A 13,875-nucleotide genomic window follows, 5' to 3' on the forward strand; every position below is an offset into this window, starting at 1 on the left:
CCGTATTTAATCACAGTTTTGCGGAGGGTACCCGCAAACTGCATCCATTGCAATACTATTCATTAAATACATCTAGTTATTCAGCCGATTTGTCGGGTAATTGGTCAAATAACGTCTAAGTGTATGCGAATATGTTGCTTGTGTTAGAAAATTGTAGCACGAGAGGCGAATTGCGCAGTGAATTATGGGGCGCATTGTGACTGGAATAATAAAATGGTAAACAAATGTGATTTTGATCTGACTAACTTCTTAGCCAGAAATTCAGTTAGCCTTATCTATTCTAAGGTTTTTAGTGGTGTCAAAATACCGTTCAGCGTTTCTTGTACCGTTGCAGTGTGAACCTATTGAGCCAAATCCGATTGAAGCATGTCGCTTCAATCGGATCGAAATTTTATGCTTTTTGTTGACGGCTAAGTATGTATAGGTAACTCCAGTAAATCAGAGCCGTAGAAAAAGCCAATATTGCTGGGAAAACCAGCGTATATAAACCATATACCGTAAATAGAGCCGCTCCCGCGACGCCGCCAAACAAAAAGCCAAAGAAAATGAATAGGAATAATTTTGCTTTACGTCGGTCAAATTGACGACCTCTCAAACTCTCTCCAATCATAATCCCTAGATCGGTGATGATTCCGGTCATATGTGTGGTTCTGACTACTGCGCCGCTAAACGTGGTGATCATTGCGTTTTGTAATCCACATGCTGCTGATGCTAGATATTGGCCGTACAAATCCCCTTGCACCAAAAAGCCCAAGCTGAGTAAGAGCAAGCTCCCTTCTATGCACAGTGCAACACCATATCTTCGCCCTAGTTTTAACGCACTGCTTTCAATAAAAAAGCCGCTAAAGGCAGCGCCAATCAAAAAGCTAAATACGATGAAGAGCAGGTGAATGGAGCTATCCACACCTGTTAGCAAGCTGTTCCCTAGCTGAGTTACGGTTCCCGAAAGATGAGTTATCGCTTGGTGTTGAAAGCCGAGAAGACCAACGGCGTTGACGCAGCCCGCGAGAAGAGCTAGTAGAAACGCGCCATATTCCACCCAACGAGGAAGTCTGGAAATCACAATAAACCCCCACCAAATATTAGGAGCCGATTATAGCGCTCACACCGAGTTACGAAACCCTTTACAGTAAAACTCGATTGATCATTCTCAAAAAAATCTCACTTATAGGGTGTTTGTCCGAGCCAAAGTAAATATGTGAACGCGGATTGCTCGCTAGCAGATGTGTTCCGTTGTGCATTCGAAACTCACCCACCCGTGTTTCATTTGTTCATAGACTGAAACGGTAGGTTGGTGGAACTCTTTATCGGTAAATAGACCGACGGGAATGATCATGATTTCTGGGTATGCAGCAACGAACAACCTCATTGTCGTGCCGCAGGATGGACAAAAGTCATACTGAACCTCACTGCCATCATCGCCAATTCGGGTATAGCTAGTGACTTCACCGTTTAAAGTGACATGCTCTTTTTCAAAGCGAGCTTGTACCCCAAAAACACTGCCAGTTCGTTTTTGGCATTCGAAGCAATGGCAGACAGACGTGTGGGTGGGCTCTCCCTTACAACGGATCTCAACTAAACCGCAGGCGCACTCGCATGTATGAATGGTTTTTGTCATCGTGATTACCTATTTGTCCCAATACACCAATAGACCTAGAGCACAGAGCTTATGTCACTGGCTCGTTATGAGCTCTGGACTTGAAACTATTTGGATACAATCAGTTTAGTTTAATTTTGAAACACTTGAAGAGGTGAAATCATTTGGGTATACAATGGTATACTCGCTTTTCGTTTATACCTTGAAACAAGGAAGTCTTCATGACTCACAAAAAAATCCTGCCGATACCACTTATTCTACTTATTCCAATCGTTTTATTGGTTGTGGTTGTGATCGCGGGTGTTTATCGCTTTAGTTTGTCTGATGACGAGATCATGGCTAAGTTTCCTCAAACAGAAGTAGAAACGAACGTTATTGTGCAAGAGACGCTTGGTATCACTGCACGTAATCCTTGGACGATCCAAGTCCCCGAGCAGGGTGCGGTCACTTTTCTTGATGAGTGGGATAAAGAAAACGGCTATTTGATAGGTGGCTATGATGCAGGTGCGACGAAAGGTCAGGTACTTGTTCCAACTGCGTCGATTAGCCAGCGTGAGATTGAAGGTGTTTCATGGGTTGTTGCACCGATGATTGTAACGACACAAGGTAGCGGTTCGTTTAACTATGTTGGCTTGTTCAAGTTTGACCCCGTGCCGAGCCGAGTTGTACTTTTAGACAGTATTTTTGTTGGTGACCGCGTGAAATTTACTCAGCTCGAATGGAAAAGTGATACAACTATCACTCTTTCATATTTAGCGCACGGTGACGATCAAGCAATGGCAGACACGCCAAATCAATTCAATTCATCCACATTACAGCGTGTAGGGAATAACTTACATATGCAACAGTGATGAATTTTTTTTGAGTTCTGTAAAAATTCAGTATTTTCTGCGCTAGATCTCGAAATTTCCTAGTGATTTCTTATTCGGGAATGCATAAGCTATGAGCCTTGTTTGAAAGGAGATAGTAATTCCCGTGTCTACAAATGAAATTACAAGACGGTTGCCGAATCTGACAAGTCGTAGAGCGCTGCTGTTATACTCCTTGCCAGTTTTAGTTGCGATTGGTGTTTCTCACTCTCTCAAAGAGTCATCTTTAACCAAAACCATCGCATTGAACCTACCTGAATCTCAGGTCGTTGAAAAAATTCTTGATGCGACAACTGCCGAAGTTGTCACTCCCCCGAACTTCGAATATCAAATCCAAGCAGGTGACAACCTAAGCACTATTTTTAGTCAGCTCGGTTTCGGTTACAGCTCGTTAATGAAAGTAATGGAAACGGATTTGAACTACTTGGCACTTGATACACTTAAGCCGGGCAATACGCTCCGTTTCTGGCGTGATGATGCGACAGGCGAGTTAGCGAAAATGGAACTGCAATTTTCTATTGCAGATAAAGTGGTCTACAAGCTGAATAGTGATGGTAGCTATGACTTTACTGATATTTCCATTCCTGGCGTGTGGAGCCAAGAACCTTTAGTTGGCGTTATTCAAGGCAGTTTTTCTTCTTCTGCGAGTCGTTTAGGTTTAACGTCGGCGGAAGTGAGTCAAGTCGTAAGCTTACTCAAAGAACAACTTAACTTTGGACGTGATCTTCGTGCAGGTGATCGATTTGAAGTTGTTCGCCGCTCACAAAGCATCAATGGTGTACCAACAGGTAAGAACGAAATTGAGGCGATTAAGATTTATAATCGCGGCCGCGAGATCACCGCTTACCTTCATACTGATGGTCAATTCTACAATGCCAAAGGTGAAAGCTTACAGCGCGCATTCCAGCGTTACCCTGTAAGTAGCCGTTGGCGTATCAGTTCTGGCTTCAACCCTAATCGTTTACATCCAGTAACGGGGCGTGTTGCGCCGCACAACGGCACTGACTTTGCTGTACCAACCGGTACACCAGTCGTTTCTACTGGTGATGGTACAGTGATCATGACTCGTAAACACCCTTATGCGGGTAACTACGTGGTTGTTGAGCACGGCAGCAAATACAAAACCCGTTACTTACACCTAAGTAAGATTTTGGTGAAGAAAGGGCAAAAGGTTTCTCGAGGCCAGCGTATCGGTCTTTCTGGTAAAACAGGTCGAGTGACTGGGCCACACCTTCACTATGAGTTGATTGAATACGGCCGTCCAGTTAACGCTATGCGAGCAAATATCCCAATGGCGAGTTCTGTTCCTAAGAAAGAGATGGCTACTTTTGTCGCGAACAGAGATGAAATGGATAGACTATTACGCGATAAAGAGAAAGCAGTGCTGTAATAAAGTACTTCGCTCAAAAAACAAAAAGAGACTAAGCATAGCTTGGTCTCTTTTACTTTGTGCATTAACTAGATTTGAATTCTATGACAGCAGTCTGTTCAGTACGTTAGGCACTCCGTACTTCACGTTCATTTATCAGGTGTACGATTTCTTCAACACTGTGTGGACGAGAGTAAAAATAACCTTGGATGTAGTGGCAGCCCATTTCAATTAACTTTTGCAGTGCTCTATCGTCTTCTACGCCTTCGGCAATCAAATCCACATCAAGCAGCTCTGCCAATTGCGCTATCAAAAACACCACTTGTTCAGAGGTTGTATTTGAGAGCATGTTCTGCACAAAGGTAGCATCGATTTTGATGCTATCAATCGGATAATTGTGTATATAGTTCAAGCTTGAGTATCCCGTACCAAAATCATCCAGTGCGACTTTAAAACCCAAGTATCGCAACGAGTTAAGTACCATCTGTTCACGGCCACTTTGTGAGAGTAAGACGGTCTCGGTGAGCTCTATAACAAAGTCTTTTGCTTCGTGCTGATACTTTTCAACCATGTTGGTTAAGTGATTAATATAACGGTTGGAATCAACCAGCTCATACGCTGAGCAATTGATGGAGAGTTTGACTTTATAGCCTAGGTTCGCTTCGAGTTCTTGCTTTGCGATACACGCGAGTTCAATAATCCGTTCACCTAACTCGATAATCAGGCCTGATTGTTCGGCAGCTTCAATGAACTCCGCTGGAGAGATATTTCCATAGATATTGCTATTCCAACGAGTCAAAATTTCAAAGTAATTCCAGCGGTCGCTCGTGATATCGACGATCGGTTGAACCACTACATACAACTCATCGCTGTCTTGTATATCAGTACTTAGCTGGATTCGCATTGCCTCAATAAGCTGCGTCCTACGGTGGTATAACGCACTAAGGTGTGTGTCGTAATGCTGAATCCGTGTATCGCGGTGTTTTTTACAATCTTTGAGAGCGAGACTGGCATTCAAAATCAGCTCATCGCTGTTCAACATATGTACTGGGGCACGTGCAATACCAATACTAACGGTGAAAGAAATCCGGTTAGATTTGTCGCTGTAGCCGCTTTCAATTTTGTCGAGTACTTCCTGACACACGGCGACAGGATCTTCGTCGTACGTGATGAAGGCGAATTCATCTCCTGCAACACGGAACGCATTGTTTGGCGACGACAAGCTCTGTTGAATGGCGTTAGCTGTGAACTTAATGATTTGGTCGCCGATATAGTTTCCGTTGATATCATTGATCGATTTGAAATTATCGATATCAAGATACGCCAAACTGAATGGGCGAGTCGCCTGCTGCGTTAATGTCTCCAAGGTATCAGCTAAACAGCTACGGTTGAGCAGTCCAGTTAGGTTATCATGCGATACCTCATAGCTAAGCTGATTAAGAAGCTTATCTGAACGTTCACTGACCCACTTTTCACGTAAGCTATGAATAATGACATTGGCATAAAATCGGTGGAAGTCGAGGATATCTTGCGCTTCTTTCGCGTGGATGCTTCGGGTAAAGGTAGACAGTAAAATTCCCAGAACTTCGCCATTTTGTGTCTTCAATGGCAGGCCAATGTAAGCTTGAATGCCATCTTCTTGAAACATCTGATCTTCAGGAAAACGCTTGTATACCTGGTCTTGATAGAAAATATGTTCGCCAATGTCTTTCGCCACTTTTTCACAGGGGGTGCCTGAAAGGTGGTAGCTTAGGTTGTCTGTAATTTTTCCATTGCTGGCGAAGGAAATGGTATGAGCCGAATGCTGAAGATGCGCAACTTCTACAACGCAAGTGCAATGGCTCTGCAAGTGTTGATGAATATCTAGCGTGACTCGGTTTAGCTGAGCCGTGCCGTTTAGCTTCAATATCTCATCAATTTTGTGGAAACTGATTTGTACCTGACCCATTGAGCATTTCACCTAGCGTTGTTATTAACATATCGTGTAAGACACGACGAATTATTATTTGATATGCATCAAATAAACTATCGGTTACTAAGGCAGATTTTTCAAATTTTGTGAACGAACAAATCATTATTTTCATGTTTTTATGCTTGAACCTTTTAAAGGTATAGCGATAAAAACGCTAAGCTAGGCGCGCTTCTCCTCTTCTAATCGTGATTTGAGATAATCGAGGAATAGCTTAGTCCGGGTATGCTGATAATCCAGCTTTGGATAGTAGGCATATACAGTGGCTTTATCCGCTGTGATATCGGGCAGGATAGGGACTAACGCGCCGGATTTGAGATCATCTTTGATCATGACGTTATTCGTCATCAGAATACCCATGCCTCTTTTGGCACCATGAAACAGCGCTTCTGGGTTGGTCGTGGCAAAGTTACCGGACAAGCTGATACGCTTACCTCGATTTGTTTTGATTTCTCGTGAGGGTTTTTCTCCCCAAATCAGGACATTATGCTCTGTCAGATCCTCAACGCATTGCGGTGTTCCATATTTTTTTAGGTAACTAGGCGCAGCGTAAAACTGGGCTTTATGTTCGAAAAGCGCAGTAGCTTTGAAACTTAGAGAGTTCAGTTGCTCTAATTCCCGGCTAATAAACAGGTCTAAGCTTAGCTCTGGCAATTGGCCTGGTAGCGTTGTTGTTAATTGAAGTGTGATGTCTGGATATTTCTCAAGAAAATCATCGAGATAATGAACTAGAAACTTGGAACCAACGGCCAGTGTCGCGCCAATTTTTAATAGCCCCGCTGGTGATTGGTTGACTGAGCGAGTTTCATCTAATACCGATTGCCATGAATCAAGCTGACTTTTTGCTCGTTGATAAAACAGCGCACCAGCTTCAGTTTGGCTAATTGAGCGGGTCGTACGTTTGAGTAGTTGAACGCCAATTTTATCTTCTAGCCATTGAACTCGCTTACTGATAGCTGAGCTGGTGGTATTGAGTTTCCGCGCTGCTGCATTAAAGCTACCTTCTTCGACCACACGAATATAACTCTTCACGCTTTGAATCCAGTCCATTGTATCTCCTTGGGAATTAATTCCTTTCCAACTTAGCTGATTATCATCTTTGAGTATCAAATATACACTGTTTGCCATCAATCTGTCACAAAGTAGGAGGAACGTTTGCGTAAAACACCATTGTTATTAGCGATGATGATCATTGCCACAGGCCAAGTTGGCGTTAGTATTTATCTTCCTTCTTTGCCGTTGATTGGTCATGACTTGAATTTGCCGCAACATTCGATTCAGAATCTCGTCACGCTATTTCTCGTTGGCTTCGGTATCTCTCAGCTTTTTTACGGCCCATTGTCTGATGCGATTGGTCGTCGGCCGGTGTTTATTTTGGGGCAAAGTGTATATCTAGTTGGTACGGTTATTTGCATCGCGTTTTCGGACAACATTGTTGCCCTTGAAGCGGGACGGTTACTGCAAGGCCTAGGAGCGGGCAGCGCTTCGGTACTTGGTCGGTCAGTACTGCGTGATAGTTATGACGGTATGCAATTAACCAAAGCGCTATCTTATATTTCAGTCACTGCTTCAGTGATGCCAATTATTGCTCCGCTGTTTGGTGGCTGGATTGCTTTTCACCTGAGTTGGCATGCTGTCTTCGTGTTTGTGCTGATTTACTTAATGGCAATTTTTACACTTGGTTTATTGGTGCTGCCAGAAACGCTGCCTTATCCGAAGAGAAAATTTAAAGTAGGCGAAGTAAGCGCGAACTATTTGCGTCTGTTAACGAATACACAAGTGATTGGTAGTGCGAGCTACAACTGGCTTAGTTATTTATCGGCTCTGGTTACGCTCTCCTTGTATCCATTTTTAATGCAACAAGAGTTAGGATTGACGGCGGCAGATTACGGCTCTTTGATGATCATACCATCAGTTGGTTTGCTGACGGGTAGCTTAGTGCTGAATTTGATCAATGCTCGTTACAAAGCTCAGCAAATCTTGCTGATGAGTTTCGCGATTGTTGCTGTTGCTGGCTTCATGTTGTTGGTTACCCCCTTCAGTGTATTTTCATTGCTGACGGCATTCACGTGTTTAAGTTTTGCTCAAGGCATGTCATTCCCAGTATCGATCAGTTTGCTACTTTCACCACATAAGCAACAGGCAGGCGCGGTTTCTGCGCTATCTGGTTCTATTCAAATGTGTTTAGCAGGTTTGTTTGGTGGGTACTTAGTAGACTCATGGGTTACGAATCAGCAGCAGCTTGGGGTGTTTTATTTGTTTATTGCGTTACTTTCTTGCTTTGTTCTTGTACTAAGCCAATTTCGTAAAGTGCCAGAAGGGACGGTTCAAGCAGAAACTTCCATCTGAATATACTTGCAACCAGAAGGTCGGCTTTCTAAAATGCGCAGCTAAATTAAGTCTGGCCTGTTGTGTATACTGAATGACTTGGTTTGAAAGGAAGAGGGCGAACCTTGATACTTCTCTCAAGCTTGGAATACATTTCTGCCCAAATGACTATCCGATCTCTAATCGTTAGGTGAAAGAATGCAACAAAACGAATTTGAAACACTGGTAAAAGAAATTACTCAGCAAGAAAGCATGCCAAAGGCACTCGAAGTCTTGAAGGCGTGTGAGGAAGAAGAAGTTGCACAAGCGGCACAATCCCTAACGGGTCAGTTTGGTCTTGCAGAAGTTGATGGCGAGAAACGTATTTACCATATTACCACTCAAGAAGACGAGTCCGGAGAAGAGCAAGAATACGTAGAGCACGTCATGAATGAAGGCGATCACTTGATCAAGTTTGCAGCGTGGTTCTTTGAAACATTCTTTGAAATCAAACAGAAAGATACGTACGTCGCAGCGGGTAAAACATACCAACAACCTAAGCGATAGACGCTCATTTCAAAAAATCCACGAAAACTAAACTGAAAGTTAATTACAAAATAAATGTGACTGGAGTCTTGTTTTTATCTAATTGTGGTGTAAAATTACAACATAGTTAAGTCAATACATTCAGGAGAAGGTCATGGGTAACGAACTTGGTGGTGCTTATATTGGCCAGATGATTGCAAAAGACGCGATGCACAAAGCGCTTTACGGTAAAGCGAAGAAGAAAAAAGCTTCTGTTTTTGCTCGTGTTATTAAAAAACTGGCGAAATAATTTAAAAAGCCCTGATTGAAAAATCAGGGCTTTTTGCTTTTCTCTGTTTTGTTGTTAGTAAGTAGCCAACATATTGCACAACATTGGCAAACGCTACTCAAAGGCTGATGACATTTAAATCTAGAATTACGCGGATTGGCTTGGTATCTCCACAACATTATTAGGCACTTTATCTAGCCCCTTTGCTGATAACCACTTTTCTAAATTGTCAGCGCCTCCAATATATTTTCCATCTAACCAGATTTGCGGCACTGTTACCGGTGTTTTTTCGCCAATGATGGCTTTTACTTCAGGAATCATGCGGTATAAGGCGGCGCTGTCTTTAACTACATCACGGTACTCATACTGAACACCAGCCTCGTCAAGTAATTGTTTGGCTTTGACACAGTAAGGGCAAGTTGCTTTACCATAAACAATGTTGCCTTTTAGCTCATCGCGTTTTACCCACTCAGCAATAACAGACTGTACAAGCACACCCCGATTCAATGCTTCTCCTTGGCTGATAACTTTCCCTTCGACAAGAAGAATGGGTGCATGCCAAGCCCCCGCTTTTAATGGTTCCCACCAGTGCGATAACCAATCTTTTACTTCAAGTTCAACGGGCACATCGGCTAGTTCGTTTTCAAAAGTATCCTTTAAAATATCTTTGGTTAATGTACATTCACCACAAGGAATATTGACTTTGAATGGGCCCCAACTACCAGCCCAGCGATACAGTGTAATTTTGATTGGTTGACTCATATGGGTTCCTCATTTCCTTTCCTGAAAATATAGAACTTTTAAATTAGATTTTTCTTTCAACTAACTTTGTCTTTTTCGCTTCCCAATGCGTAATAAACGCAATAGATGCAATAATAATCGCAGCACCTAACCATAAACGACCAGGAGGCACCCAACCAAACACCAACCAACCAGCAACAACATTCAAAGGCAGTTTGGCGTGATCAAATGGTTGCACAAATGAGGCGTCTGCTACTGCATATGCTTTAACGATAGCCCATTGAGCGAGTGCTGTAAGTGCACCTGCGGCTAAAAGCACACCCCATATCGTCCACGTATCTGGCATAGTAAACGTCGGTATCGCTAACAAGATATTAAATGGCGTTATCAGCAGTAATAAATAGACAACCATGGTTGAAGGCGGATCGTTTACCGACATTTTTTTAACCATTAATGAATACGTTGCCCAGAAAAATGCGGCGCCAACAGGGAGCAGGGTCGCCCATGTAAATGAGTCTGCCCAAGGCTCAAGAATGATCATGGCACCAACAAACCCCGTCAATGTAGCGAGCCAGCGTGCAGTACCTACTTTCTCTTTGAGTAACAAGCCAGAACCAACTGTGGCAAATAACGGAGAGGTCATGAGAAGTGCAATGCCTTGCCAAATTGGAACTGGGTAAGCGAGAGCCCATAACCAAAGTTGAATCCCGATAACAGAGAGAAAAATGCGGAATGCATGCCAGCCAAAGTGTTGGGTTCTTAAAGAACGTCTAATCCCAAGTGTACGTAGGTAGGGCAGAATAACAAATAAGGCGATTGCATATTGGAATAACGCAAATGTGGTGGAAGAGACACCAAAGTTGATGCTAGCAATTTGGGCGAAGCTGTTCACTATGGCGAATGCCAAGCCAGCTGTTAGCATCCAGGACGCACCTTGAACAGGATGATGATTCAATTGAAAAATTCCAGTTTGATAGAGGTGGCGGGATCATACGTCCTATTGTTTTTCGCGCCAATAAAAAAATGCCTCCCAGAGGGAGGCGACATTACCAATTCAAAGGACGTGCCTGTTATAACAGGTACAAAGAACGAGAAGCACAAACGCTGCCATGCATTTGCATAAATAATATTGCAGAACACGTGCCAACTTTTATATGTTTGATTTTAAATGGTTTTTTTTGTTTTTCTATGTTGTCGATTAGGTGAAATGCACTAACTTAGTGATCAATCGCATTAAAAGAGGGCAGAAGTAGGCGTCGTTACGCTCGTTTTTCATTGCTGAGCGATGCTTGGATAGTGTGAAAACTTATCGAGTTGTGTTGGGTTAAATAAAAAATGGCCAGCAAAGGTGCTGGCCAAGTGGACTCGCTCTTAGGACAAGAGTGAATTAGAAATCGTAACGTACGCCTAGGCGCAGTGTATCTTCGCCTTCTGTTACTAGACCTGTTGTTGCATCTTTTGCTTCATCAAGTTGGTTGATGTAGTAAGACAGGTAAGTACGGAAGTTGCTGTTTAGTTTGTAGTAACCAACAAGCTCGATACCTTCAACAGTGTCGTACTTTGAACCGTTGTCTGGATCATTCTCTTGAGCTGTGTATAGAGCTGCAAGTGTCACTTTGCTTGCTACTTTGTAGCTTGCGACTAGCTCGTAAGCCGTAAAGTCTTCAGAGTCAGTCAGGGAACCTTGAGAATAAGTACCTGCTAGGTAAAGGTTGTCCATCGAGTAAGCGATACCACCTAGAATTTGATCTTCAGAGTTATCTTTATCTACATCGCCACCAGAGTATGCAAGACCAAAGTCGAGGCCCATTGGTAGTGAGTACATTCCAGAGATGCCGTATTTATCTTCGTTATCGCTAGAGTTTGCTTGGTAGGTTGCTTGAAGTTGTAGTGCATCAAACGCACCACGGTATGCGAAAACGCTGTCTTGCTTATCAGAAGACGAATCAATAACTTGCTGAACACCAGAGAATTCAGTGATATCCGTCATGTCAGAGATGATGACTGCAGCCATGTCTTGACGACCTACAGAGAAAGCACCGATATCAGAGTCGACGCCTGCATACATGTAGCGGTTTTTGAATTCACTCTTGCCCGTTTTTTGTTCGGCTTCGTAAACACCGAAAGCAGAAAGGCCGTTGCCGATGTCTGTTTTACCTTTTAGGTTAAGACGAGCACGGCTTTTATCTTCCATGGAACCTTCAACTTCAGCACCGTCTGAACCGATGAAGTCACCACGAAACTCAACGCGGCCGCCAACTTTTAATTCAGTACCGTCGTTTTTGTATACAGTTGCTGCGAATGATGGTGCTGATACCAATGCTGTAAGAATTGCAGTAGTTAGTGCTGCCTTTTTCATTTTCTTATTACCCTAGTTGTAATCGATGGGCTTTCTTGCCCGATGTGTTGATGACGCTAAGGTAAATGCTGAAAATGAAAGATAGATTTCTGTTAAGTTATGATTTGATTGCACTTTTATTGCTGGCAAGAATAAGTGCCCCTTCTCATACCACTTATAAAAAGAAAGGTTTATCTTTTTTGAGGTTTTTTCCTCTCCGTTAAAGACTGTGTTTTTTTCAAAAAGTTCCTGAATTGCTTCTTGACCCTAAATGTAAGTAAACATTTCAATTTAGCAGGGAAGTTTGGCCTAAAAATAGCGAATCATCAGCTATTTGTGAGCTAACTCTCTCTAAAGCATTTCTTATTGTAAGGTTTTTATTTCTCGATTTTTTGAAGGCTAAGTAAACGATTGCTTTTTAGGTTTTGTCTGAGATCTTTTCACTCGGTTGTCAGGAACTAATCAAATAAAGTGTCGGCAGTTGTTACACAAAGGTAAAACTAATCTGGTGGAAACGATGCCTCGGATAGCCTTTGTATTCCTCTCTTTGTTCATCATTTCGTTTTTACGAAAGTGAACCAAAGCCGGGTCTAAAACTGACTAACCAACTAATAAGTAATGGATTTAGAAATGAATAAAAAATTATTAGCAGCGGCAATCGCGGCAGCAACCTTCGGTACTCAAGCAGTTGCAGTGGAACTATATAATAACGATGGCACAACATTTTCGATGGGCGGCCACGTTTCTGTTAATTTAAATGGATCAGAGCAAGGTGACACGGATGTGGGGACTAACTCTCCTCGTATCAATATCTCTGCGACACAGGATTTGGGTAATGGCTTCACCGCAGACGCACGTGGTGAATGGGCGCTAAACTACTTAGACGGTGGTGAAGAGTCGTTTAAAACTCGTCTAGGTTACTTAGGTGTAACGCATGAGGTTTATGGTCGTGCAGTAGGTGGTACGCAATGGTCACCTTACTACGATGTCGCAGGTATTGCAGATATGCCAATCGCGTTTGCCAACGACTTCATCTATGACGATCATGGAAACCTTGGCACAGGCCGTGCGGATAAAATGCTTTCTTACCGTAATGCCATCGAGTTGGGTGAAGCGGGGGTGATCAACTTTGGTCTTGGTTGGCAGGGTGCAAACGATGATTACACACGCAACGATGCTGGAGTTATAACTGGCGGTGCCAAATACGATGACCGTGTGCAAGCTGCGCTTTCTTACTCAATCATGGGCGCTAAAATCGGTTACTCTTACAATGGCGGTGATTTCCAGCACCCTGCATATGCAGGTAAGCACACGGCGGAATCACACGTTGTATCAGCATCTTACGGTGCGTACGGACAAGGCCTATTCCTTGCTGCGGTTTATGGTTCAAACGAAAACATGAACTTCAGTGCAAAAGGCGACCGTTTAGAAGAAAGTGATGCGTACGAGGCGATCATCGCATACGCTCTGGCGAACAGCCTAAACTTGAGTGTTAACTATGAGATGGTGGAAGGTAAAGAGTTTAAGAGCTCTAAAACAGAAACTGCTCGTGAAGAAATGGCACTACAAGCAGAATATAACTTCACGCCTAAATTTGTTGGTTACGCGGGTTACCAGTTTGACCTAAATGACGACAATGGTCGTGAAACTGATGACAAATGGGCGTTAGGTGCTCGTTACTACCTATAATAGGGTTTAGCGAGAACTATTATTCAAGCTCATTGATCTAAAGCCAGCCTCGTGCTGGCTTTTTTGTCTATTTGTTTTACAAATACTTTGCTGTTTCAATTAGATGATACAAAACTCAAAACGGGGTGAATGTCTTATTTTTTACACTAGAGGTTGCTATTTAGTGTCGTTAAGTCAATAGG

General features: G+C 43.0%; 13 protein-coding genes. 6 read left to right on the top strand and 7 right to left on the bottom strand.

The window, feature by feature from the left end; translation table 11 throughout:
* Positions 1 to 391 precede the first annotated feature (391 nt).
* Positions 392 to 1,063 carry a YoaK family protein gene (locus R8N46_RS02815; RefSeq protein ID WP_005375484.1) on the bottom strand — a complete coding sequence of 224 codons (672 nt, stop codon included), beginning with the start codon at positions 1,061 to 1,063 and terminating at the stop codon, positions 392 to 394.
* Between the two features lie 153 nt (positions 1,064 to 1,216).
* A complete protein-coding gene (locus tag R8N46_RS02820) occupies positions 1,217 to 1,618 on the bottom strand; it encodes a GFA family protein (protein ID WP_025768472.1) in 402 nt (133 codons plus the stop codon).
* A gap of 200 nt (positions 1,619 to 1,818) precedes the next feature.
* Between R8N46_RS02820 and R8N46_RS02825 the strand changes: the two genes are divergently transcribed.
* Together R8N46_RS02825 and R8N46_RS02830 are read left to right on the top strand one after the other, a co-directional pair.
* A complete protein-coding gene (locus tag R8N46_RS02825; RefSeq protein ID WP_115386736.1) occupies positions 1,819 to 2,448 on the top strand; it encodes a hypothetical protein in 630 nt (209 codons plus the stop codon).
* 124 nt (positions 2,449 to 2,572) lie between these two features.
* Complete coding sequence (locus R8N46_RS02830) at positions 2,573 to 3,856, top strand: peptidoglycan DD-metalloendopeptidase family protein (protein ID WP_025768471.1); 1,284 nt, start codon at positions 2,573 to 2,575, stop codon at positions 3,854 to 3,856.
* A 106-nt stretch (positions 3,857 to 3,962) separates the two neighbouring features.
* On the opposite strand, the gene R8N46_RS02835 is transcribed toward R8N46_RS02830, so the two are convergent.
* Both R8N46_RS02835 and R8N46_RS02840 read right to left on the bottom strand, forming a co-directional pair.
* The gene (locus tag R8N46_RS02835) at positions 3,963 to 5,783 is read right to left on the bottom strand and encodes a putative bifunctional diguanylate cyclase/phosphodiesterase (RefSeq protein ID WP_005375494.1); all 1,821 of its coding nucleotides are present in this window, start codon (positions 5,781 to 5,783) and stop codon (positions 3,963 to 3,965) included.
* Between the two features lie 183 nt (positions 5,784 to 5,966).
* Complete coding sequence (locus R8N46_RS02840) at positions 5,967 to 6,854, bottom strand: LysR family transcriptional regulator (protein ID WP_017635852.1); 888 nt, start codon at positions 6,852 to 6,854, stop codon at positions 5,967 to 5,969.
* Between the two features lie 105 nt (positions 6,855 to 6,959).
* On the opposite strand from R8N46_RS02840, the gene R8N46_RS02845 reads away from it, so the two are divergent.
* From R8N46_RS02845 to R8N46_RS02855, 3 genes are all read left to right on the top strand, one after another.
* Positions 6,960 to 8,153 carry a multidrug effflux MFS transporter gene (locus R8N46_RS02845; RefSeq protein WP_017821607.1) on the top strand — a complete coding sequence of 398 codons (1,194 nt, stop codon included), beginning with the start codon at positions 6,960 to 6,962 and terminating at the stop codon, positions 8,151 to 8,153.
* 177 nt (positions 8,154 to 8,330) lie between these two features.
* The gene (locus tag R8N46_RS02850; RefSeq protein ID WP_005391198.1) at positions 8,331 to 8,678 is read left to right on the top strand and encodes a hypothetical protein; all 348 of its coding nucleotides are present in this window, start codon (positions 8,331 to 8,333) and stop codon (positions 8,676 to 8,678) included.
* A 133-nt stretch (positions 8,679 to 8,811) separates the two neighbouring features.
* A complete protein-coding gene (locus R8N46_RS02855) occupies positions 8,812 to 8,946 on the top strand; it encodes a hypothetical protein (RefSeq protein WP_017635854.1) in 135 nt (44 codons plus the stop codon).
* Positions 8,947 to 9,072: 126 nt separating this feature from the next.
* Here R8N46_RS02855 and R8N46_RS02860 read toward each other — a convergent pair whose 3' ends face one another.
* The 3 genes from R8N46_RS02860 to R8N46_RS02870 all read right to left on the bottom strand — a co-directional run bounded on the left by R8N46_RS02860 (position 9,073) and on the right by R8N46_RS02870 (position 12,025).
* Positions 9,073 to 9,687 (bottom strand): glutaredoxin domain-containing protein, encoded by a 615-nt coding sequence (locus R8N46_RS02860; RefSeq protein ID WP_017635855.1) that lies wholly within the window; start codon positions 9,685 to 9,687, stop codon positions 9,073 to 9,075.
* 43 nt (positions 9,688 to 9,730) lie between these two features.
* The gene (locus R8N46_RS02865; protein ID WP_318098143.1) at positions 9,731 to 10,588 is read right to left on the bottom strand and encodes a DMT family transporter; all 858 of its coding nucleotides are present in this window, start codon (positions 10,586 to 10,588) and stop codon (positions 9,731 to 9,733) included.
* Positions 10,589 to 11,053: 465 nt separating this feature from the next.
* Positions 11,054 to 12,025, bottom strand: a complete 972-nt coding sequence (locus R8N46_RS02870) for a porin (protein WP_005375535.1) — start codon at positions 12,023 to 12,025, stop codon at positions 11,054 to 11,056.
* Between the two features lie 609 nt (positions 12,026 to 12,634).
* On the opposite strand from R8N46_RS02870, the gene R8N46_RS02875 reads away from it, so the two are divergent.
* Positions 12,635 to 13,693, top strand: a complete 1,059-nt coding sequence (locus tag R8N46_RS02875; RefSeq protein WP_053303773.1) for a porin — start codon at positions 12,635 to 12,637, stop codon at positions 13,691 to 13,693.
* The last annotated feature ends 182 nt before the right edge of the window (positions 13,694 to 13,875 follow it).

The sequence above is a fragment of the Vibrio sp. 1874 genome (genome assembly GCF_033344395.1).
In the GTDB taxonomy this organism is placed as follows: Bacteria; Pseudomonadota; Gammaproteobacteria; order Enterobacterales; family Vibrionaceae; genus Vibrio; species Vibrio alginolyticus.